The sequence below is a fragment of the Serratia sp. BNK-12 genome (genome assembly GCF_047456085.1).
Classification (GTDB): domain Bacteria; phylum Pseudomonadota; class Gammaproteobacteria; order Enterobacterales; family Enterobacteriaceae; genus Serratia; species Serratia liquefaciens.
This window is the reverse complement of the sequence record NZ_CP179896.1, coordinates 2,445,357-2,466,315: the sequence shown is the minus strand read 5'-3', so window position 1 is coordinate 2,466,315 and position 20,959 is coordinate 2,445,357. Positions and strand designations below refer to the sequence as shown.

Annotated in this window: 17 protein-coding genes; 7 read left to right on the top strand and 10 right to left on the bottom strand. The window is 53.6% G+C overall.

The annotated features are described in order from the left end of the window. Positions 1-9 precede the first annotated feature (9 nt). Positions 10-1,443 carry an NAD-dependent succinate-semialdehyde dehydrogenase gene (locus ACMGG1_RS11345; RefSeq protein ID WP_414161395.1) on the bottom strand — a complete coding sequence of 478 codons (1,434 nt, stop codon included), beginning with the start codon at positions 1,441-1,443 and terminating at the stop codon, positions 10-12. Between the two features lie 355 nt (positions 1,444-1,798). Between ACMGG1_RS11345 and ACMGG1_RS11340 the strand changes: the two genes are divergently transcribed. The 4 genes from ACMGG1_RS11340 (at position 1,799) to ACMGG1_RS11325 (ending at position 6,471) form a co-directional block, all read left to right on the top strand. After that, positions 1,799-2,740 carry a MurR/RpiR family transcriptional regulator gene (locus ACMGG1_RS11340; protein WP_046373490.1) on the top strand — a complete coding sequence of 314 codons (942 nt, stop codon included), beginning with the start codon at positions 1,799-1,801 and terminating at the stop codon, positions 2,738-2,740. A 148-nt stretch (positions 2,741-2,888) separates the two neighbouring features. Further along, positions 2,889-4,733, top strand: a complete 1,845-nt coding sequence (iolD, locus tag ACMGG1_RS11335; RefSeq protein WP_414161394.1) for a 3D-(3,5/4)-trihydroxycyclohexane-1,2-dione acylhydrolase (decyclizing) — start codon at positions 2,889-2,891, stop codon at positions 4,731-4,733. A gap of 14 nt (positions 4,734-4,747) precedes the next feature. Next, the gene (gene iolE / locus ACMGG1_RS11330) at positions 4,748-5,662 is read left to right on the top strand and encodes a myo-inosose-2 dehydratase (protein ID WP_128865241.1); all 915 of its coding nucleotides are present in this window, start codon (positions 4,748-4,750) and stop codon (positions 5,660-5,662) included. Continuing rightward, positions 5,659-6,471 carry an SDR family oxidoreductase gene (locus tag ACMGG1_RS11325; protein WP_170868559.1) on the top strand — a complete coding sequence of 271 codons (813 nt, stop codon included), beginning with the start codon at positions 5,659-5,661 and terminating at the stop codon, positions 6,469-6,471. The genes iolE and ACMGG1_RS11325 overlap by 4 nt, the downstream gene beginning before the upstream one ends. Before the next feature lie 42 nt (positions 6,472-6,513). Here the strand turns inward: ACMGG1_RS11325 and ACMGG1_RS11320 are convergent, their stop codons facing one another. The 5 genes from ACMGG1_RS11320 to ACMGG1_RS11300 form a co-directional block, all read right to left on the bottom strand. Beyond that, a complete protein-coding gene (locus ACMGG1_RS11320) occupies positions 6,514-7,692 on the bottom strand; it encodes a 4-hydroxybenzoate 3-monooxygenase (RefSeq protein ID WP_414161393.1) in 1,179 nt (392 codons plus the stop codon). A 10-nt stretch (positions 7,693-7,702) separates the two neighbouring features. Further along, entirely contained in the window at positions 7,703-9,058 is a 1,356-nt protein-coding gene (locus ACMGG1_RS11315) for an MFS transporter (protein WP_414161392.1), read from the bottom strand. 373 nt (positions 9,059-9,431) lie between these two features. Then, positions 9,432-10,310 carry an ATP-grasp fold amidoligase family protein gene (locus ACMGG1_RS11310; RefSeq protein WP_130015781.1) on the bottom strand — a complete coding sequence of 293 codons (879 nt, stop codon included), beginning with the start codon at positions 10,308-10,310 and terminating at the stop codon, positions 9,432-9,434. Positions 10,311-10,355: 45 nt separating this feature from the next. Then, entirely contained in the window at positions 10,356-11,666 is a 1,311-nt protein-coding gene (locus tag ACMGG1_RS11305) for a lysine N(6)-hydroxylase/L-ornithine N(5)-oxygenase family protein (protein WP_414161391.1), read from the bottom strand. 120 nt (positions 11,667-11,786) lie between these two features. Then, a complete protein-coding gene (locus ACMGG1_RS11300) occupies positions 11,787-12,014 on the bottom strand; it encodes a hypothetical protein (protein WP_414161390.1) in 228 nt (75 codons plus the stop codon). A gap of 953 nt (positions 12,015-12,967) precedes the next feature. Here ACMGG1_RS11300 and ACMGG1_RS11295 point away from each other — a divergent pair. Both ACMGG1_RS11295 and ACMGG1_RS11290 read left to right on the top strand, forming a co-directional pair. Next, on the top strand, positions 12,968-13,597 hold the full coding sequence (locus ACMGG1_RS11295; RefSeq protein WP_122079422.1) for a TetR/AcrR family transcriptional regulator: 630 nt from the start codon (positions 12,968-12,970) through the stop codon (positions 13,595-13,597). A 23-nt stretch (positions 13,598-13,620) separates the two neighbouring features. After that, on the top strand, positions 13,621-14,454 hold the full coding sequence (locus ACMGG1_RS11290) for an IclR family transcriptional regulator C-terminal domain-containing protein (RefSeq protein WP_400826589.1): 834 nt from the start codon (positions 13,621-13,623) through the stop codon (positions 14,452-14,454). Here the strand turns inward: ACMGG1_RS11290 and ACMGG1_RS11285 are convergent. The 4 genes from ACMGG1_RS11285 to ACMGG1_RS11270 form a co-directional block, all read right to left on the bottom strand. Further along, on the bottom strand, positions 14,451-15,788 hold the full coding sequence (locus ACMGG1_RS11285) for a D-serine ammonia-lyase (protein ID WP_142815166.1): 1,338 nt from the start codon (positions 15,786-15,788) through the stop codon (positions 14,451-14,453). The two genes, ACMGG1_RS11290 and ACMGG1_RS11285, sit on opposite strands and share 4 nt — an antisense overlap. Positions 15,789-15,998: 210 nt before the next feature. After that, the gene (locus ACMGG1_RS11280; RefSeq protein ID WP_130015785.1) at positions 15,999-16,469 is read right to left on the bottom strand and encodes a VOC family protein; all 471 of its coding nucleotides are present in this window, start codon (positions 16,467-16,469) and stop codon (positions 15,999-16,001) included. Positions 16,470-16,483: 14 nt separating this feature from the next. Next, positions 16,484-16,837 (bottom strand): DUF1428 domain-containing protein, encoded by a 354-nt coding sequence (locus tag ACMGG1_RS11275; RefSeq protein WP_414161389.1) that lies wholly within the window; start codon positions 16,835-16,837, stop codon positions 16,484-16,486. Between the two features lie 113 nt (positions 16,838-16,950). Next, positions 16,951-18,393: a diguanylate cyclase gene (locus ACMGG1_RS11270; RefSeq protein WP_176983540.1), complete on the bottom strand. Its 1,443-nt coding sequence runs from the start codon at positions 18,391-18,393 to the stop codon at positions 16,951-16,953. Between the two features lie 495 nt (positions 18,394-18,888). On the opposite strand from ACMGG1_RS11270, the gene ACMGG1_RS11265 reads away from it, so the two are divergent. Beyond that, positions 18,889-20,925: a TonB-dependent siderophore receptor gene (locus tag ACMGG1_RS11265; protein ID WP_414161388.1), complete on the top strand. Its 2,037-nt coding sequence runs from the start codon at positions 18,889-18,891 to the stop codon at positions 20,923-20,925. Positions 20,926-20,959 lie beyond the last annotated feature (34 nt).

Genomic DNA, 20,959 nt, shown 5'->3' with positions numbered 1-20,959 from the left:
TGCGGCTCCTTAAACCACGATCTGTGCAAGTTTGGTGTTCATGTAGTCGTGGATACCTTCTGAACCCCCTTCACGTCCCATACCGCTGGCCTTGATCCCCCCGAACGGCACTTCAGCCGCTGCCAGCGCATAGCTGTTGATCCCCACCATGCCGGACTCGAAGCGAGAAACGGCTTCGCGGATCCGAGCCGGATCTCGCGTAAAGGCATAGGCCGAGAGAGCAAAATTGGAATTGTTAACCCTGTCCCATAAGGCTTCGCTGTCGCTAAAAGAAGTGATTGCCGCAATGGGGCCGAAATTCTCCTCAGCCATTGCGAGCGCATCGTCGGGTAAATCGGCAATCACCGTGGGCGCATAAAAATAGCCCCCGCCAAGTTCAAGACGATGCCCGCCAGTCACCACTCTTCCGCCTTTGGCGCGCGCGTCGGTAACGATGTCTTCGATCGCGTGAAGCCGTTTCATGTTGATAAGCGGCCCCATGGTGGTGCCTTCATCGAGCCCATAACCCACATTCAGCTGGCTGGCTCGCCGAGCAAAGCCTTCCACAAAGGCCTGATAGCAGTGTTCATGAACATAAAAACGATCGCCGGTTACACACACCTGACCACTGTTGGCAAATTTCGTGGCAACTGAGAGATCTAGCGCTTTATCGATATCGGCGTCGTTAAAAATGACTACTGGCGCATTGCCGCCCAACTCCATGCTGAGCCGCTTGATGGTTGATGCAGAATCGCGGATCATCTGCCGACCGATTTGCGTAGAGCCAGTCAGGGAAACCTTCCTGACCGTTGGCGATGACATTAAAGGCCCATAGGTGGTTGCGGTCGGCCCCACCACCAGGTTGGCGACGCCGGCCGGCAGCCCAGCCTGACGCAAACATTCGAAGATCAGCATCGCGGAACCCGGTACTTCACTCGAAGGACGCAACACCACCGTACAGCCTGCGGCAAGTGCGGGGGCCAGTTTGCGAGCCACCAATACCACCGGGAAATTCCAGGCGGTGAACGCCGCCACCACGCCGATCGGCTCATGCAGGACTTCGCAGCGGCCTGCGGGAACGCGACTTTCGACAATTCGCCCATAGATGCGCCGCGCCTCTTCCGCATGCCAAATAAACTGATCGACAGACAGCTCCCATTCACGTTTTGCCTGCGCCAAGGGTTTGCCACTTTCTTTCGAAACCATCACTGCAGCTTCTTGCGTTATCGCCACCATGGCACGCGCTACCGCCTGAAGCAGATCCGCGCGTTGCCAGGCCGGTGTGTTTTTCCAGCCGGGAAATGCTCGATCGGCACAGTCCAACGCAACCAGCGTATCCACCGCAGACGCCGCCTTAATCTGACCCAACTCGCAGCCCTTGCCCGGGTCGATCACCGTTATCCTTTCGGTGCCACGGCCGGTACACCACTCACCGTTGATAAACTGTCCAAAATTTTCATACATGATGGGTTGTCCCTCAGCATTTTGCTTCGGCAGAGTGCCGCTAAAGCATCAATATTTGCAATACTAGACACACAGCAATAAAAGTTGCAACAACATCACCTTGGGCAAAAAATCATTATTAAAATCGATTTAAACTCAAATATATCAAGACATTAAAAATTATTTTGGTTTGAAAATTTCAATGCACACCCGTAATTGAAATAAATATTTTAGAGATGAATCACAAATCTCACGAAGAATTTTTCCCAGCCCAAGGCAAATGAGATAGAAATAATTGCATGTGAGTTTTACTTGCAATTTTTATTGCTGTAGCGTGCTGGAAAATGACTGGCTAATGCCTGGAAAGGAAATTCTGATGGTGAAAAAAACAGACCCAACTCTGGCCGCGCTGAAACCGCTACCTCATGACAATTACGAGCAGGTCGTCAACGAAATCACCCGACGCTATCCGCAGTTGTCGGAGCGCTATCAGCAGGCGGCACGCTACATAACCCAGAACCCCAATACGGTTGCTCTGGAGTCGATTAACGCCGTGGCGGCCAAATGCGGATTACATCCATCGGTGTTGGTGCGTTTTGCCCAGGCTTTTGGTTATAGCGGTTTTAAACAGATGCAGAGCGTTTTCCAGACGCGGTTGGCTACGGCAGCGCCCGGTTACAACGAGCGGATCACCGCACTGGAAAATGATCTGCGAAAAAATGATGAAAAAGGCAGCTTGGGTTTCCTGCAAAGTCTGGTCATTCGTGATATCGCAACGCTGCAGGAGTTATTGAATAACATCACCGAACAGGATCTCGATGAGACCGCCCATCTGCTGAAGGAGGCTGAAACTGTCTATATTGCCGGCCAGTTGCGCTCGGAACCTGTCGCGTCGCTGATGCGGTACCTTTTAACCATGCTCAATCGTCGCGTGATACTGCTGGATGCTGCCGGGGGACTGGCACCGCAAATGGCCAACAATATGCGGGAAAATGATGTGCTTATTGCCATAGCATTTCGCCATTACGCGAAAGAAGTGATCGCCATTGCGGATGATGCCGGTGCGCGTGGCATCCCTATTGTGGCCATTACTGACAGTCAGCTTTCACCACTGGCGAAAAGTGCAAAAGTGCTGTTTACCATACCGGAAGAAGAATACAGTTTTTCGCGATCTCTGGCGGCGCCGGTGTGTCTGGCGCAGAGCATTGCGATGGCATTGGCTGCGGCATTACAGCCGGAAAAAGCCCAGCCCTGCATTGAAACCATTACCGAGCGTGAAAAGCGCACTGAGGGGAACCGCAAGCGTCATCGCAGTTGAGTCACGTTTAAAACAGACTTCTGCCCTGTCGGGATGGGAGTCTTGTCGTTTGAATTTGCAATTTTTATTGCCAAGTAAAATAAACAGCAATTTAAAATGCAAAAAAAATCATGCTGCTTTCAGGCGTCCAATCCGAATGGGGGAAGATATGGCCAAGATTCGTTGTACAGCGGCTCAGGCAGTCGTTCGTTATCTGAGCAACCAGTTTACGGAAATCGAGGGCGAACGCGTCCCGCTTTTTCCCGGCGTGTATGGGATTTTTGGCCATGGCAACGTCACCTGTCTGGGTGAAGCGCTGGAAGCAGTTCAGGATATATTGCCAACCTGGCGCGGCCAAAATGAACAATCGATGGGTTTTGCGGCTATTGGTTTTGCCAAGGCGATGGTTCGCAGGCAGATCATGGTGGTTACCGCGTCGATCGGGCCGGGTACCGCCAACCTGCTAACCGCTGCCGGCGTCGCGCACACCAGTCGTTTGCCCATGCTGATGATTTGCGGCGACAGCTTTGCGCGGCGGCATCCGGATCCGGTAATGCAACAGATCGAGCATTTCAACGATCCGACACAAACCATCAACGATGCTTTCAAAACGGTAAGCCGCTATTGGGACCGCATCACCTATCCTGAACAAATCATGTCCTCGCTGCCGCAGGCCGTGGCCACCATGCTGGATCCGGGCGACTGCGGCCCGGCCTTTATCGGCATGTGTCAGGACGTGCAGGAAATGGCCTGGGATTACCCGAAAGCCTTTTTCGCCCCGCAGTTGCATCTGATGCCTCGTCCACGGCCCGATCGCCTTCAGCTTGCTCACGCAGCACAATGCCTGATGAACGCCAAACGCCCATTGATTATCTCTGGTGGAGGCGTGCGCTACTCTCAGGCGGAAGCTGAACTGGAGGCTTTCGCGGTTCGCCATGGCATACCCGTCGTGGAAACCATTGCCGGTAAAGGCGCTTTTACGCACGACCACCCTATCCATATGGGGCCAATTGGTATCCTTGGTTCCACCTCAGCCAATGAGTTGGCTTCCCGAGCCGATGTCGTGGTCGCCATAGGAACCCGGTTGATGGATTTCGTCACCGGTTCATGGACGGTATTCGATCAACAGGCACAGTTCATTTCACTCAATGCTGCGCGCTTTGATGCGCATAAACACCGCGCTATTCCGCTGGTGTGCGATGCCCGCGAAGGGATCATCGAGCTAAATCATGCACTGGGCGAATGGGTGGCCGCGCCCGCCTGGTTGGCTAAGGGACGAGCGGCTTTTGCTGACTGGAACGCACTGATTGCAAAAACCCAAGAACCTGGGGTCACCACCGATGTCCCCAGCTACGCCCAGGTGATCGGCGTGGTGAATGCAGTGGCGGCGCCGGAAGATTACATCATCAGTGCCGCCGGCGGGCTGCCTGGCGAGTTGGTGAAAGGCTGGCGTGTCAAAGATCCCGGCACCTTCGATTGCGAGTTCGGTTTTTCCTGTATGGGTTATGAGCTCTCTGCAGGCTGGGGAGCCGCCATGGCGGGCAAAAAACAGGATGTCTTCGTCATGATTGGGGACGGCACCTACATGATGATGAACTCAGATATCTATTCGAGCGTACTGTCCGGTCATAAATTTATTTTACTGGTGTGCGACAACGGCGGTTATGCGGTGATCAACCGTTTGCAGAACGCCAAAGGCGGTGCTTCCTTCAATAACCTGCTGAAGGATTGCCGCGTGAAAGAGCCTTTCCCGGTGGATTTCGTCGCCAATGCCGAGTCGATGGGGGCTGATGCCCGCAAGGTGACCTCGCTCGAACAGCTTGAAGACGCCCTTAAATGGGCTAAAGGCAACGATCGTACCACGGTAATTTCCATTGCCACCGACGCCCACCACTGGACGCCCGGAGATGCATGGTGGGATGTCGGCGTGCCGGAGGTGAGCGAGCGCGAGAGCGTTAACCAGGCGTATCGCGAACATCTCGAAGGACGAAAAAATCAGCGTATCGGCATTTAAAGAAGGGGCAGAACATGGTTCTTAAAGCAAAGCTTGGCATCGCGCCTATCGCTTGGTCGAATGACGATCTCCCTCAGCTAGGGGGCGAAACTTCGTTGGCAACCTGCCTGTTTGAAAGCCACCTTGCGGGGTTTCAGGGCGTTGAAACGGGCGGCAAATTCCCAAAAACCAGTGAGGAGCTCAAACCTACCCTGAAATACTTCCAGCTTGAACTGGTCTCGGGATGGTATTCGGGCACGCTGCTTGATAACAGCCTGAACGAAGAAATCAGCCGCTCGCTGCCACAAATGCAACTTTTCCGCGACTGCGGTGCCGCCTGCCTGGTTTACGGAGAGACTGCCGGTACCATCCAGAACCGGCAGAACGTCCCCCTGGCTGAACGACGTCGGTTGTCCGACGCAGAAATCAGCGAGTACGGCGACAAACTGTCTCGATTCGCCGCCTTCTGCAAGGATTTCGGCGTGCCGCTCGCCTTCCATCATCATATGGGCACGGCAATTGAAGATGAACAGGATATTGACCGCTTAATGGCGGCAACCAGTAAAGACGTTGGCCTGTTATTTGATACCGGACATTTGGTGTTCGCCGGCGTGGACCCTGTCAGGGTGCTGGAAAAACATGGCGATCGCATCATCCATGTGCATACCAAAGATGTCCGTTCGGATGTGCTAAACGGTATCGACCGCCATAAAGACTCTTTTCTGGATGCCGTATTGAAGGGGGTTTATACCGTACCGGGTGATGGATCCATCGACTTCACCGCCGTCATTAATAAGCTTGCCGCTATAGGTTATCAGGGATGGTTTGTGGTTGAAGCCGAACAGGATCCGGCCAAAGCGCCGCCCCTTGAGTATGCCCGTCTCGGCTATAACACCCTGTGCAAAGCGCTCAGCGCGGCAGGCTATCGCTATACAGAAGGAGATATATGATGGATCAGTTAGTCGGAAAAGTGGCCGTCATCACCGGTGGCACGCAGGGGCTGGGGGCCGCAATCGCGCGCCATTTTAGCCAGCAAGGGGCTGCTGGAGTGATTATTTGCGGAAGAAACCAGGCAAAAGGCGCAGAAATCGCTGAGAGGTTAAATGCAGAAACTGACACCCCAGTGATTTTTGTACGCGCCGATTTATCTTCCGTGGAAGACTGTCGCCAGGTTATCGCTAAAACAGATGAATTATTTGGCCGCGTCGATGTTCTGGTCAACGCCGGGGGCATGACCGATCGCGGCACCATCATCGATACGGCACCCGAGCTGTTCGACAAGATGTTTGCCACCAATGTTCGCGGGCCGTTTTATCTGATGCAAGAGTCGATAAAAATTATGCGTCGTGAAAATACGGCGGGCAGCATTGTTAACATCTGTTCCATGTCAGCGTTGGCCGGGCAGCCTTTTATCTCCGCCTACTGTTCGTCGAAAGGTGCATTGGCTACGTTGACACGCAACACCGCCTACGCCCTGTTACGCAACCGGATCCGCGTCAATGGTCTGAACATCGGGTGGATGGCATCCGAAGGGGAAGACCGCATAATGAAGCAATATCATGGTGCCGAGGATAATTGGCTGGAAAAAGCCGCCGCCGAGCAGCCTTTTGGTCGTCTGATTCAGCCAGAAGAAGTGGCACGTACCGTCGCTTTCCTGGCCAGCGATGAATCCGGCCTGATGACCGGTTCTATCGTTAACTTCGATCAGTCAGTCTGGGGGGGGTACGATCAAACGGCATCCCCCTCCGCCCCGCTCTGATCCCTTCCACCATGGCGGGCTCCGGCCAGCCATGGTGTTCACTCACATCATCTGAAAGGGCGAACCGACGTAGTTTTCCGCCAGCACCGTCATGGCGCTGCGTGACTTCACGGTGTATTGCAGTTCCGAAAGCTGCAGGCGTTGCTGGAATGCGCTGTCGTCCTGGTGGGTGTGCAGCATATTGGTCATCCACCAGGAAAAATGCTCGGCGCGCCAAACCCGTTGCAGGGCATCATCGCTGTAGCTGTCCAGTCGCCGCCAGCTCTTATGCCGGTAAAATGCCTCAAGCGCCTGCGACAACAGGCAGACGTCCGCCATTGCCAGGTTCAACCCCTTTGCCCCGGTCGGCGGCACGATATGCGCCGAGTCCCCGGCCAGCAGCAGGCGTTTGCAGCGCATAGGCTCAGTGACGAAGCTGCGCATGCCAACCACGTTTTTCTGGAAGATACGTCCCTTTTTCAGCGACCAGCCATCGTGATTTTCCAGCCGGCTTTCCAGTTCGTTCCAGATGCGATCGTCTGACCAGTGGTCAACATTCTCCGCCGGATCACATTGGAAATACATGCGCTGCACGCCCGGCGAACGGGTGCTGATCAGCGCAAATCCGCGTGAATGTCTGGCGTAGATCAGTTCGTCGCTGGACGGCGGCGCGTCCACCAAAATGCCGAACCAGCCGAAGGGATAAACCCGGGTATAGTCCTCACGCAGCCCACCGGGCATCGCGGCCCGGCTGATGCCATGGAACCCGTCGCAACCAATGACAAAATCGCAGTCAAGCCGTCGTTGTTCGCCGTTGTGGCGGTAATGTACCTGCGGCCTTTCGCCGTCCAGCCCCTTCAGTGCCACCTCCTCCACCTCAAAATGGAGTTGCCCCTGCGCGGCCTGCCGTGCGGCAATCATATCTTTCAGCACCTCGTGCTGAGCATAAACGGTGATCGCCCGATCGGTCAGTTCCGTCAAGTCGATCCGGTATTGTTGGCCACCAAATGCCAGCCGGATGCCATGATGTTGCGCCCCTTCTCTGCGCATGCGTTCGCCCAGCCCGGTTTGATTGAGCAAATCCACCGTTCCCTGTTCGAGTACCCCGGCGCGAATGGTCGATTCCACCGCCTGTTGGCTGCGTGACTCCAGCACTACCGACTCGATGCCTTGCAGATGCAGCAGGTGCGACAACATCAATCCGGCTGGACCGGCACCAATAATCGCTATTTGTGTCCGCATGATTATCTCCTTATAAGGCTTTGTTGAGCGAACCGGGCAATGCCGCCGCTTTGCTGGAAAAGTGTTTGGCTACCAGCGCCAGTGCCGCCACCAGTGCAGGGATCGCCAACAGCGTAAAAATGGTGCTGAACGACAGCTGCATTTGCATCAGTACCCCGCCGCTCATGGCCCCCAGAATGCCGCCGAAGCGTCCCAGCCCCAGCATCCAGGCGACACCGGTCGCTCGTCCCTGGGTGGGATAGAAACCGGCGGCCAGTGCAGGCATCGAAGACTGAGCGCCATTCATGCAGGTTCCTGCGATAAAGACTGTCACGGCCATCAGCAACGGATCGGTGTAGACATAACCAATCGCGCAGACGAACACTCCGGTCAGCAGATAGCCCACCGCCACCACCTTGTGCGGGTTCATGCGATCCATTAGCCAACCGATGATCAGCACGCCGATACCGCCGCCCAAAGGAAACAGCGCGGTAATCAGCGATGCCTGACGGATAGAAGCCCCGGTTTCACGGATCAGCAGCGGCAACCAGCTGGTCAACAGGTAGAAAATCATCAGTCCCATAAAATAAGTCAGGCACAGCATCAGCGTCCCCAACAGATAACGAGGGGAGAAAATCACCCCCAGCGCCGACTTGTTCTTTACCTGCCCGTCTTCACTCAGGCTAAAGTGCAGCGGTTCGGCGAGATTGAGCGGTGCAATACGCTTAAGTACGGCAGCGATACGCTGCGCCGGGTAGCCGCGCACCACCATAAATCGCGCGGACTCCGGCAGCGCGACAATCAACACCACCGCCAGCAGCAGCGGCATTACCCCACCCAACACCATCACGCTCTGCCAGCCGAAATGCGGGATCAGCCAGGCGGAGACGAAGCCCCCCATCGACGATCCCAGCGGAAAACCGCAGAACATCAGGTTTACCAACAGTGCCCGTTTACGCTCCGGTGCATATTCCGACATTAAAGTGGCTGCGTTCGGCATCGCTGCGCCCAATCCCAGGCCGGTTAAAAAGCGCAACAGCGTCAGCATCGGCAGCGTGGTGGCAAAGGCCGTCAATAAACTGAAGCCGCCGAACAGGATCAGCGACAGTACCAGCACCTTCTTGCGGCCGATACGATCCGCCAGCGGTCCGGCGGTAAGCGCGCCAACCGCCAGGCCAACCAGGGCGGCACTCATTACCGGCCCCAGCGAGGTTTTCTCAATCCCCCAGTCCTGTACCAGTGAGGTAGCGATAAAACCGACGATTGCGGTGTCGAAACCGTCCAACGCCACGGTCAAAAAGCACAGAACCAGGATCAACCACTGGTAACGTGAGAAAGGGTTTTCATTGATAAACGACTGAATTTCTAACGTGTTTGGCTGGGACATAGAGCGTTTCCTGGGTTGGTCTGGCGAAATAAACCCTGCGGATACGACCAGGCGTTCCCCTGGCAAAGCCGCTAATTGTGCGATTATCGAAACTTGGTTCGTTAATCGCCTAATTATCAAAGCATCGGCAGCTATAAGTTTCAATATTGTTAAATCAATTAGCGTGCGATAACCGAACGAGAAAAGAGGGACATTCACATAACCAGATTAGTTTCAGAAAGATACGTCGCATTCACGTAAGGCGATGGAGCATGGATTCTGTGAGCCGATTAACATTGAAGAAACAAGACTGGCTGCGCACCAATAAAAACACCCTGCGGGGCCACAGGGTGTCGGGGGGACTTCTCTTGCGAGCTATTGAACACACACGCGGTTATTTCAGTTTAAGCATCTCCCCAAGCAGAATATCCGTGGGTTCGAGGATATCCGTATCAATCCCGGCTGAGGGTGTGAAGGTCAACTCGCCAAAGATGACTTTGCCATTGGAGATATAGAAATCGACACGGACAAACTCAAACGGCGCCGAAAGCTTTCTGGCGTAGTCAAAAAGGTCATCGTAACCTTCCGGCTTAACAAAAGCCGCAATCTCTTCTGGGCCTAGGGCCAGACAGTCTTGGCTGTAGCACAGAAACTTGAAGTCCTTATCGAAAAAGTAATATTTCGGCATGCCCTTGTCCCTGCCGACACAAAGTAACGTGCAGTATGGAACGCCATTGAAGCAGTATATTTTGTAGTCTTCGGGGCCATGACCGCCCGCTGACTCTATATACTTCTCACCGATTATCTTTTTATTGATTTTCTTGTAGTTTAATTCCGCGTAGACCTTCCAATAGTCCTCCCGCATCCAGTTATCTATGATTTTAGAGGCGCGCCCGATGTCCAGCTTGCTTTTATCCTGGCAAATCAGGTTGTAACCGGAGCCATGGTTGCCTTTGATGACAAACTTGTCGGGCAAAGAATCCCAAGGGATCTCATCGACCGAGTCGCAGGCGAAGTACAGCTCATTGAGAATCTCTTCGCATCCCTGCGCCTTCAAATACTCGCGCACGGCGTATTTGTCCGCACACTGCGTGACCAGCGCATTTTTGCTGTAACCGTTCAGTTTGAGGTAGTTGATTTTTTCGTTCCACGTCACCGGCGGATTAAGGTTTAATTTTTTTCCAAATGCCTTTTTATAGATAAATTTCGTCTTGAACGTCGGCGTAAATGTCGCCAGTTGATTCATGATAAATTTATTAATGTTTTTTCTCATACGCCCTGTCTCATCATTATGACGAAAATATTAAAACGGTGACGGTTAGACACCAAAGGAAGCTGAAGCGGTGGCTTTTTCTTGCTCACTGCGCCACTGGATCATCGCCGGGGTGGTGCTTAAATCAAACTGGTTGCGGCCTAAGGCGCGATTGAGAATGCAGGCCGAACGCCAAGCCATCAGGCTCAGTTGGGGATCGGCAATGCCGTGGTGGTGCATGCTGGCGTTGACGGCAAACAAACAGTTCCCCTCGGCTCCTGATCGTGCCAGGGTAAAATCAGAGGCAATGCGGTATTGTCCATCAGCGGTGGTTGATAAAACGCCGGCCAGGGAGTCAAGAAAAGCCGGGCGTGCCTGTTGATAGCCGGTCGCAAAAATCACCACGTCGGCGTCAAAGGTTTCCCGACCTTGATCAAGGTGATGCTGCGTCTCCAACCGATAGGCATTGTCTTTGGTGCTGAGGGCGGTCACTGAACGGCTGGGCAACAGTTGGACCCAGCGCTTCTCACGGAGCACATCGAAGCGATGATACATGGCGCGATAAATCGCCAACAGAGACTCGCTGGTAATGCCATCAGAGGTCATTTTTTGCTCGTGCAGCATGTGCCGTTTGGCCTCATTGCCCAGCGTGCAGAACTTCTCGACATACTCAGGCGTAAAATACTCGTTAGCAAATGCCGCTTCATCCAGAGCGTTGTAATTGTTGCGCCGGGACAGCCAACTCAGGTGTTCTGGCTGACCCCATTCCCCTTTAAAAATGTTCAGGAACAGATCGGCACCGCTTTGCCCCCCGCCCACGATGGCCACGCGTTTTCCGGTAAGATTCGGCTGGCGCAGCATCATTTCGCTGGCGTGGAAGCATTGATCATTTTGCTGCGTCACGCAGTCAGGCAGTTTGATCTGCTTGCCAATCCCCACGCACAGGTGTTTGGCGTAGAGCACATCATTCTGGGTGGTGACGACAAAGTGTCGTTGCTGGTCATCAAACGCCACATGCTGGACTTCCTGGTTGAACGCCAGTGAGTCCAAACCCGTTGCCGCCCAGTTCAGGTAGTCGGCGAACTCTTCGCGCGACGCAGTGCGTTGCTCGGTAGTCAGGAAACGGTAGAACTTTTTCCGCTTCACCAGATAATTGAGAAAACTATAAGGGTTGGTAGGGGCAACGGCAGTGACCAGATCCTTTAAAAAATTCGTCTGCATGCTGCTCTCTGCCAGGATCATGCCTGGATGCCAAGAAAAGTGCGGTTTGCGCTCGAGGAATTTGCAACTGAATCCCTCGATTTCGCTAGCAAGCGCAGCAATACTGAGGTTGGACGGACCGATGCCAATACCGATAAAGTCCAAACGCTGGTTCATTGAGTGTGCTCCTGAATAAGTAAAAATATTTACCAGATATATAATATTGGCCCGGTAAAATACCGTAACGAAACTTAACCCCGACATGGGAATGATAGAACCTCTCTTGAACGAGTGTTCCTATCGAAAGTACCCTGCATTATCGCCGTCGAGAATCAGCGCATTAGCCATGACAATAAAAACAACCGAATCACCAGGGAAATTTATTTTTCTGGGGTTTTGAGCGCAATATTTCAGCCGGGCATTCTTCCGTGAAAGTAAAAAACGTTTTACAGCATTATATAAAGAGAGTGTTTTGGGAGAGGCTTTTAAGATAATAAAACCCAATGAATTAACAGAGTAATTCATAACATATCCCTATGTTAATCTGCATACCACGCATGGCATCTTCCTTGATCAGACATTGCCAAATGAGAGTAGCGCTAAAGTTGCACTCTGGCATGTGAAAAAAAATAATATTGAAGTCAAAACCCGCGTTGTTAATGTAAAATTAAAAGTGAAATCGTAAAAAATGCTAAAATTTCACCTTGGTTTAGCTACCGTTGCAGGTGGGCTTTATCAAGTGAAACCCGTGTCAAAGCGGCTCTGGGCCTGATGTTCCCGTTCACCGAGCATACCAAATGGAGCAAGTCAGCCTGAACCAGGACATTACGCTGGCTTTTGCAACCCTCCGGCTTTTTTTGTCTGTCTGGCTTCAATATTTCACCTGCTATTGTGCCATTAACCGCGGATACCCAATTCGACTTGCCGATAATATCCTTGCTTTGGCATCAATGAAGACACTTCCGACATTGAAGTTTCTTGCCCTCTCCTCCACTTTGTTCAGATCGCTTCCTTCTTAATCATCTTCATAACAATGAATATCAAAACCGTAGGAGGCTAGAAAAGACAGTGAAAACGAGCATCAGTACAAATCACCGTCAGCGGCGGGTGGCTTACTTTTTCTCCTCTGAATTAAGATTTTTATGCAAAAATGTCATATCTAAAGAATTAATCAGCTCGCCCACGCGGCGGAAATTAAAAATTAACACCAAGCTTTTGTATTTCCTTTTCGGTACGTTATTTAACCTCCCCTATTCCATGTTCTGTTGCCTAAACTTTAAAAAAACCAGAGGGGATATATCATCACATACAGATATAATCCCGATGCGCCATTATTATTACTGCGTAATCTGACGGTGGTTCAACATGATGAGCTTCGCAAAGCGCTAACGCGCCAGATTGTATTGCCGGCGAACCCCGGTTAATCTTAACCGGTGCCCTCCAAAAGATAAGTGACTGATGTTTTGAAGAATGACGAGATGCCCGCCACCAAGCGCAAAAATGACCCCGTTGGCCTGAAACAGCGCATTTTCGCTGCGGCGCTGAGCGAGTTTGCTGAAGCCGGCCTTAAAGGCGGTCGCATGGAGAACATCGCCGAGCATGCGGCCACCACCAAACGTATGGTGGTATATCATTTCAAGAATAAGGAGTCACTCTACATAGAGGTGTTGGAGCATGTCTATCAGCATATCCGCGCGCATGAATCGGGCCTGGATCTGCACGCATTGCCCCCGGTTGAAGCCATGGCCCGTCTGGCAGAGGAAAGCTTCAATTACCATGCTGAGCATCCTGACTTCATCCGCGTTATCTGTATGGAGAACATGATGCGCGGCCAGTACATTCGCCAGTCGCTCCGCATCAAGGCGCTGAATCAAAGCGCACTGACCTTGCTTGAGGATATTTTGCAGCGAGGTAAACAAGCGCAACTGTTTATTGCGGACGTCAGCGCTACAGATGTGCACCGTTTGATCAGCAGCCTGTGTTTCCACTATGTGGCCAACCGGTATACCTTCAATACGCTGTTCGAAAGCCATGAAGCTGCTGAAGATCAGGTGATCCGTAATCGTCGATTGACCGTCATGGCAACGCTGCGCTATGTAACACTGTAAGTGCCAACCAGGGAGCCTGTGTGATGACCAAAACCGCTGGCGGAGAAGAAATTTCCGCACCTGATGCTTTACTGTCCCCTGCCAGTGGCGATCCTTTCAAGGGCGATCCCAATTTTATGGCGTCGCTGGCGCGCGGTCTTGAGGTGATCCAGGCTTTTACCCCGCAGCGCCGCCTGATGTCCATTTCCCAAATCAGCCAGAAAACCGGTATTCCGCGCGCGGCGGTGCGCCGCTGCCTGTATACGCTTAACAAATTAGGCTTCGTCTACGCGCAGGACGGCAAGAATTTTGAGCTGCGTCCGCGCATTCTGACGCTGGCCCACGCCTATCTTGGCGCCACACCGCTGGCTAAAGCCACCCAGCCGGTGCTGAAACACATCAGCCAGTTGTTGAATGAGTCCTGCTCCATCGCCACGTTGGACGGCGACAATATTCTGTATATCGCTCGCGCCTCTGCCGAGCGTATTATGACAATTGATCTGAACATAGGCAGTCGCCTACCGGCATTCGCCACCTCAATGGGCCGCGTGCTATTAAGCCATTTGCCACCCGATAAGCTTGATGATTACCTGCAGCGCATCAGCCTGGTGCGCTATACGCAATACACTATCGGTTCGATCGACAAACTGCGCGACGAACTGGATAAGGTTCGCGCGCAGGGTTATGCGATAAACGATCAAGAACTGGAGATTGGTCTGCGTTCAATTGCCGTGCCAATCGCCTCGATGGGTGGGCGGGTCACCGCCGCATTAAACGTGGGTGTGCAGGCCGGTCATGTCCCGCTAAGCGAGCTGACCGACCGCATCTTGCCGATCCTGTTGGAAGGCGCGCAGGAGCTTTCGTTACTGAGCCATTAAAGGGATTGCTGAGCCGCAGCCAAATATTTCGCCATCTCCGCTTCCGGCACCATGCCGCCGCCGGTTGCCCACACCAGGTGGGTAGCATGGTTCATCTGCTCCTCATTCAACCCCTGGCTCGCCAACCACTCCGCATCGGCCGCTACGCGCCATGGCCCCGGCATGCCGGCTAATGCCGAAGGCTCAAGCTGAATATGTTCATGTCGATCCAACAGGCCTAACAGCGCAAACATCTCCACATCGCTCAGGGTATAGAACCCCGCAAGCAGACGTTCCATCGCACGGCCGACAAAACCCGAGGCGCGCCCCACCGCCAATCCATCCGCGGCAGTCTGGTTGTCGATACCCAGATCCTGGACCGAGATACCGTCGTGCAGCCCGGTATGCACACCAAGCAGCATGCAAGGCGAATGCGTTGGCTCGGCAAAGATACAGCGTACGTGGTCGCCGAAGGCCAGTTTCAAGCCAAATGCCACTCCGCCAGGACCGCCGCCGACGCCACAGGGCAGATAAACAAACAAAGGATGCTGTGCATCGACCCGAATGCCGCTCTCGGCAAACTGGCGTTTCAGCCGCCCACCGGCCACGGCATAGCCCAGGAACAGCGTTTGCGAATTTTCGTCATCGATGAAGAAGCAGCGTGGATCGCTCGCCGCCTGCAAACGACCCTGTTCAACGGCGACCCCATAATCTTGTTCATATTCCACCACGTTGACGCCGTTATCGCGCAGCTTTTGCTTTTTCCATTCGCGGGCATCCGCCGACATGTGCACGCTGACGCTAAAGCCGAGGCGAGCGCTGATAATGCCGATTGACATGCCTAGGTTACCAGTCGACCCTACGGCAATGCGATAGCCACCGAAAAACTCGCGGAACTCCGGCGAAAACAGCTTGGCGTAGTCATCCGTCAGCTGAAGCAGCCCGGCTTCCAGAGCCAGCTTTTCCGCATGCGCCAGCACCTCGTAAATACCCCCGCGAGCCTTGATCGAACCGGAGATCGGCAGATGGCTGTCTTTTTTAAGCAGTAACCGCCCGCCCAGCGTCAGGCCATAGCGTTGATTCAATGCCGTTTGCATCGCAGGCAGAGCGACAACCTCAGACTCGATTACCCCTTTAGTGGCTTGAGTTTCGGGGAAGGCTACGCTCAGGTAAGGCGCAAAACGCGCCAGCCGCTGTTCTGCCTCAGCGACGTCTTCAGCGCCCAGCCCGACGAAGGGCAGCCCGACCTGCAAAGTTGTCGCTTGCGGGTTGAACCAGGTCACCGGCTTAAGGTCGATCAGCTCCTGCACCAGCGGGAATTGCGTCACTAATTGCTGAATCTGTGTCTTTTCCATTGTTTTTCTCTGCGCTGCAAAAAGGTTAGCCCTAGAGTGCAGCGATTCGCCTGAGCTGACAAATGATAAAAAATCAGCTTTAGATGAGCAGTATTGATGCAATAAGGTGATTTACGTCAATTTATAAACTTTTGGTAGGTTTTGAATGACAGGCAATCATCTAAAACGCCCCGCAGGCGTACCTTCTGCGGGGCATTTGCCAAGGCCATATTACTCACGAGCCGCCGCTTCCAGCCCGGCGATATCCAGCTTGACCATCCGTAGCATCGCTTCGGTGACCCTTTTCACCTTCAGGCTATCGGGGTCAGCCATCAGCTCCGTCAGCCGTTTGGGCACAATCTGCCAGCTCAATCCCCAGCGGTCGCGCAGCCAACCGCACTGTTCAACGCTGCCACCGTCGCTCAGGGCTTCCCACAGCCGATCCACTTCCGCCTGATCCGCACACTCGACCATGATGGAAAAGCTGTGATTGAACGGATCCAGGGGCCCGGCTTCAATCGCCGCATAGCGCTGGTCGCCGAGAACAAAAGTCGCCAGTTTGACGCTGCCAGCCGGGCCGCTGGGAGTATCGGCGGGCAAGCTAGAATGCCAGGTCAGGGAGGAGCCGGGGATCAAATCTATGTAGCACCGCAGCGCCGCATCCATATCTTTTTCAAACCATAAGTGTTGGGTGATTTTCACGATATCCCCCTCCGCTACTGATCCAGGATCGCTTCGAAACCGCCGAAAATCATGCGTTTGCCGTCAAAGGGCATTTGGTCACCCAAGGCTTTCATGCGCGGATCGGCCATCATCTTCTGGTTGGCATCGTCACGCGCCGCCTTGGAGGGGTACTCAATCCAGCTGAAAACCACCACTTCATCGGCTTCGGCCTTCACCGCACCACGAAAATCGGTAAGTTTGCCGTCGGGGACATCATTGCCCCAACACTCAACAACGCGTGTGGCACCGAATTCCTTAAACAGAGGAGCTGCCGCAGCAGCCAGTTTTAGATACGCCTCCTTATTGGCGGCCGGCACCGCCACTACAAAGCCATCAACATATTTCATAGGAGATTCCTCTTGTCGATTCGACAGTCGGGGTGGCGCCGGCGGAGTTGCCGGTGCCCTCTACCATTTTAGACCCCATTAGTGGGGTCAACCATTCACAGGGCGCAGGGGTTTCAGAGGTCGGTATAAGCGCGGGAGAGTAATTCTGGCGTGGCGACCCGATTGCGGCCGCTGTTTTTAGCTTTGTAAACCGCCAGATCGGCGATTTTCAGCAGGTTGTCCAGGTTTTGGCCTGACCCACCAATGCAGGTAACCATGCCGATACTGACGGTAATTTGCAACGAGGTTCCGGCGGGCATGGTGATGGATTCGATTTCCACACGACGGCGCAGCCGCTCGGCCAGTGACAGTGCGTCCTGCTGCTGGGCTATCGGCGCAACAATGGCAAACTCTTCCCCACCCATGCGACCAAACAGGTCCTGATCGCGTAGATCAGCGGTAATGGCTCGCGTAAAGGACAGCAGCGCCGCGTCACCGCCGGCGTGGCCAAAACGATCGTTGATCGACTTAAAGTAGTCGATATCCAGCATCATGATGCAGACGTGTTCCCCTTTCTGGCTGACCAGCTTGGTACCGCGCTGCATAAACGCGCTGCGGGTTAATACGTGGGTCAATGCATCGTGATTCGCCACATGTTCCAGCCTGCGCAACAATGCATTGCGGGCATAGTTCATGCTGGCAACGGCGATCGGGCCCAACGCCAACAAAGCCACGCCAAGCCGCATCGACACCGTATTCTGCAACAGCTTCATGTCGAGATTGGTCGCAATCAGCCCCATGTCGATGGCGAAATGGCACCACAATACATAGGCCAGCACCGCGATCATGGTGCTGAACAAGGAGAAGGTCATTGCCAGCCACAACAGGATCGGCATCGGGAAAATCACCGCACCGGGGCCGCCGATCAGGACGCTGCAAATGCACGCCACCAGCAGCAGGATTAACACCCCCATTTTTCTACAGATGCTGTACCACTGGCTACGGCGGAACACCGCCTGGTTAAGGCTATGCAGGTAGCCTTTCCAGTCGGTGGGGAAAGTCAGGATAAACGGCATCAGGGTAATGTAATGGGTAAACTCCGAAGATAGCCACAGCGCCATGGCGGGCAGGAATTGGCGGTCGAAAAGCAGCACCGAAGCCCCGGCACCGACTAACCCCGTGGCGGTCGCGCTCGTCAGGCAGATGGCGAACAGAAAAATGCTGGACGAGGTGCGTTCCAGCGTTCTGACCTGCGGCGACAAACGCATAAACAGGAAAAAACCGACCGCGACACCGGTAATGTTGGCGCCATTGAGCAATGCGGCTTTCACGACCGTGCTGCCGGTGATCAGATCCGCCGCCATATAGCCCAGAATCGCCATCAGCCAACCCTGAGGGCTGGCCAGCGCCGGATAACGCACCAGCAGCGCCAGCAGCACCGCATTGGCCGGCCAAAACGAGGACAACAGCCCGGTGGGACGGCTCACAATGCCAAACAGGCACAGGCCGAACACCAGCAGGAATACGATTAATGCGTGCTGTAATTTTGTGGCACCAGGTAACTCAGTGGTGTGCATCTTGCTTCCAGAAGCTTGCAAAAAATACGAAAAATCCTGTCTGCATGACGGCGTCCAACCCACTGGCCGACATGCCTGACGTTGCACGCAAAATGTGCTGTCAGACAGATATTATTGCCAGTTTTCACCGGACTGGCATCAGCTAATTGAAAATTTAAAAATATTATTATGTTTCAAGCTGTCACCTCTGCGGCAGCCTGAAGAGCAAGGGAGCGGATATCGCTATCTTGGCGATTAATCTTCAGATAAAAACACCGCCGACCGAATCCAACACGGAACAATGTGGCCAAATTCCCCCACCAGTGCCCGCTTGATAAACATTCACTACACAAACCCTACACATGCAAATTATAATAATAATGATAATCGTTTTTATTTATTAATTTGATATGGAATGGTATGCATCAGGTAGAAAACCCACGTCCGACTAAAACAAAAAAGCATCCGGCGCTTCGTACACTTCCCCTCCTCGTCACCGTTTTACCGGGGCTGGCCATGACCACCGTCTGGGCCGAAGATGACACGCTTACCGTGACCACGCGCTCACTTCCCACTGAGGGTTACAATGCCGACACGGCCTCAACGGGGAGTAAAACAGCCACTCCGCTCAGTGACGTGCCGCAGTCCGTCAGCGTCGTCACGCCTGAGATCATTAACGACTTTCAGGTTAAAAGCGTCAATGATGCGATGAAATTCGTCAGCGGCGTGACTCAAGGTAATACCCTGGGCGGCACGGAGGACGGCTTTGTCAAACGCGGCTTTGGCGTCAACTCTGACGGCTCGGTATTTGTCGACGGTGTCCGCAGCAATCAGGGGTTGAGCATGGATGCCACCACCGATCGCGTTGAGGTGTTGAAAGGCTCTGCCTCTTTGCTGTACGGAATTCTCAATCCCGGCGGCATCATTAATCTGATCAGCAAAAAACCGCAATACGACTGGAATACCCGCATCAGCGGTGCCACCAGCAGCTTTGGTGGCGGCAGTGGTACCCTCGACGTCACCGGCCCTTTGGGAAACGGTTTTGCTTTCCGTTTTATCGCCGAGCGTCAGCATCAGGATTACTGGCGCAATTTTGGCACCAATGAACATACGCTGTTAGCACCCTCACTCAGTTGGTATGGTGATAAAGCGGCCTTCAACATAGCCTACAGTGAGTATAAGTACGATATTCCTTATGATCGCGGCACTGCCTTTATCAATGGCACGCCGGTCGATGTCCCCTATAACCGCAGGCTGGACGACTATGCCAACCACGCCTGGGGCAAAAACAAACGCCTCAATACTCATTATGAGTACGCGCTGGACAGTACCTGGACCACCCGTTTTAACTATGCCTGGATGCAGCGACGCTATGACAGCAACGAAGTGCGCGCCACCGCCATCAACACTACAACCGGTGTGGTTTCACGCAGGGCGGATGCCAACCGCGGCTTCAACCATCAAACCTCTTACTATTCCTGGGACGTAAACGGGTCGCCGGTGGTATTGAGCATGCAGCATGACCTGCTGGTTGGCGTTGACTATGAAAAAAATGAAACGTACAAGGCCTACTCTTACCGCGGCAAGGTGTCGAATACCTTTAATATGTACGATCCGGTCTACGGCGAAACGCCGATAACCAACAGCAGCACTTACAATGATGCGTTAAGTAATCTGCGCAGCCGCTTATATAGCCGCTCGGTCTACGCCAAAGACAGCATTCATTTAACTGACCAGTGGATTGCCGTCCTGGGCGCACGCTACCAGTCGTACTACCAGAACAACAGCAACGGATTCCAAAACCCGCAAAACACACTGAATGACAAAGGCAACAAATTCCTGCCGCAGGCTGGCGTGGTATATAAGTTGACGCCGGGCGTTTCTCTGTACGCCAACTACAGTCAGTCCTTTACCCCCTCGACGGCGGTGGATGACAACGGTAACGTCGCGACGCCTGAAACTGGTACGACCTATGAAATGGGCGGCAAATGGCAAATCACTCCGGCGGTGGATGCCACGTTGGCGCTGTACCGTATAGATGAAGAAAACATGTCGATCTTCATCAACGGCGTGACCCGCAGCATTCCTAAGGCTCGCTCCACCGGCATTGAGCTGGAACTCAACGGTGAAGTGGCCCACGATTGGGATCTTACGGCCAATTACAGTTACGACAAAACCCAGATTGTCGAAGACAACCTCAATCCGGATAACGTCGGTAACCGGTTGGTCAACGCCCCAACCAATATGGGTAGCCTGTACCTCAGCCATCGCATCACTGTGCCGTTAGTGCCTGGTGATGTGCGCCTTGGTGGCGGCGGACGCTATGTCGGACGCCGCGCCGGCGATCCGGAAAACAGTTTTACCATGCCAGCATATACCGTGGCGGATGCGTTTATTGCCTGGGACAGCAAACTGGTGGGTAAACACACCCAGATTAAGCTGAACGTCAAAAACCTGTTCAACCGTGAATATTATGAGTCCAGTGCAGGGAACCTGCGTGTGATCGAGGGCGAACCCCGTAGCCTGAGTTTGCAGGCTACGGTAGATTTCTGATCCTGTCTCCTCGGATGCAGCCAGCTGCATCCGA

What these genes read in the sequence shown, in the direction of transcription:
- ACMGG1_RS11345 (WP_414161395.1), bottom strand. Translation starts at nt 1,443, where the DNA reads ATGTATGAAAATTTTGGACAGTTTATCAACGGTGAGTGGTGTACCGGC.
- ACMGG1_RS11340 (WP_046373490.1), top strand. Translation starts at nt 1,799, where the DNA reads ATGGTGAAAAAAACAGACCCAACTCTGGCCGCGCTGAAACCGCTACCT.
- iolD (WP_414161394.1), top strand. Translation starts at nt 2,889, where the DNA reads ATGGCCAAGATTCGTTGTACAGCGGCTCAGGCAGTCGTTCGTTATCTG.
- iolE (WP_128865241.1), top strand. Translation starts at nt 4,748, where the DNA reads ATGGTTCTTAAAGCAAAGCTTGGCATCGCGCCTATCGCTTGGTCGAAT.
- ACMGG1_RS11325 (WP_170868559.1), top strand. Translation starts at nt 5,659, where the DNA reads ATGATGGATCAGTTAGTCGGAAAAGTGGCCGTCATCACCGGTGGCACG.
- ACMGG1_RS11320 (WP_414161393.1), bottom strand. Translation starts at nt 7,692, where the DNA reads ATGCGGACACAAATAGCGATTATTGGTGCCGGTCCAGCCGGATTGATG.
- ACMGG1_RS11315 (WP_414161392.1), bottom strand. Translation starts at nt 9,058, where the DNA reads ATGTCCCAGCCAAACACGTTAGAAATTCAGTCGTTTATCAATGAAAAC.
- ACMGG1_RS11310 (WP_130015781.1), bottom strand. Translation starts at nt 10,310, where the DNA reads ATGAGAAAAAACATTAATAAATTTATCATGAATCAACTGGCGACATTT.
- ACMGG1_RS11305 (WP_414161391.1), bottom strand. Translation starts at nt 11,666, where the DNA reads ATGAACCAGCGTTTGGACTTTATCGGTATTGGCATCGGTCCGTCCAAC.
- ACMGG1_RS11300 (WP_414161390.1), bottom strand. Translation starts at nt 12,014, where the DNA reads ATGAATTACTCTGTTAATTCATTGGGTTTTATTATCTTAAAAGCCTCT.
- ACMGG1_RS11295 (WP_122079422.1), top strand. Translation starts at nt 12,968, where the DNA reads ATGCCCGCCACCAAGCGCAAAAATGACCCCGTTGGCCTGAAACAGCGC.
- ACMGG1_RS11290 (WP_400826589.1), top strand. Translation starts at nt 13,621, where the DNA reads ATGACCAAAACCGCTGGCGGAGAAGAAATTTCCGCACCTGATGCTTTA.
- ACMGG1_RS11285 (WP_142815166.1), bottom strand. Translation starts at nt 15,788, where the DNA reads ATGGAAAAGACACAGATTCAGCAATTAGTGACGCAATTCCCGCTGGTG.
- ACMGG1_RS11275 (WP_414161389.1), bottom strand. Translation starts at nt 16,837, where the DNA reads ATGAAATATGTTGATGGCTTTGTAGTGGCGGTGCCGGCCGCCAATAAG.
- ACMGG1_RS11270 (WP_176983540.1), bottom strand. Translation starts at nt 18,393, where the DNA reads ATGCACACCACTGAGTTACCTGGTGCCACAAAATTACAGCACGCATTA.
- ACMGG1_RS11265 (WP_414161388.1), top strand. Translation starts at nt 18,889, where the DNA reads ATGACCACCGTCTGGGCCGAAGATGACACGCTTACCGTGACCACGCGC.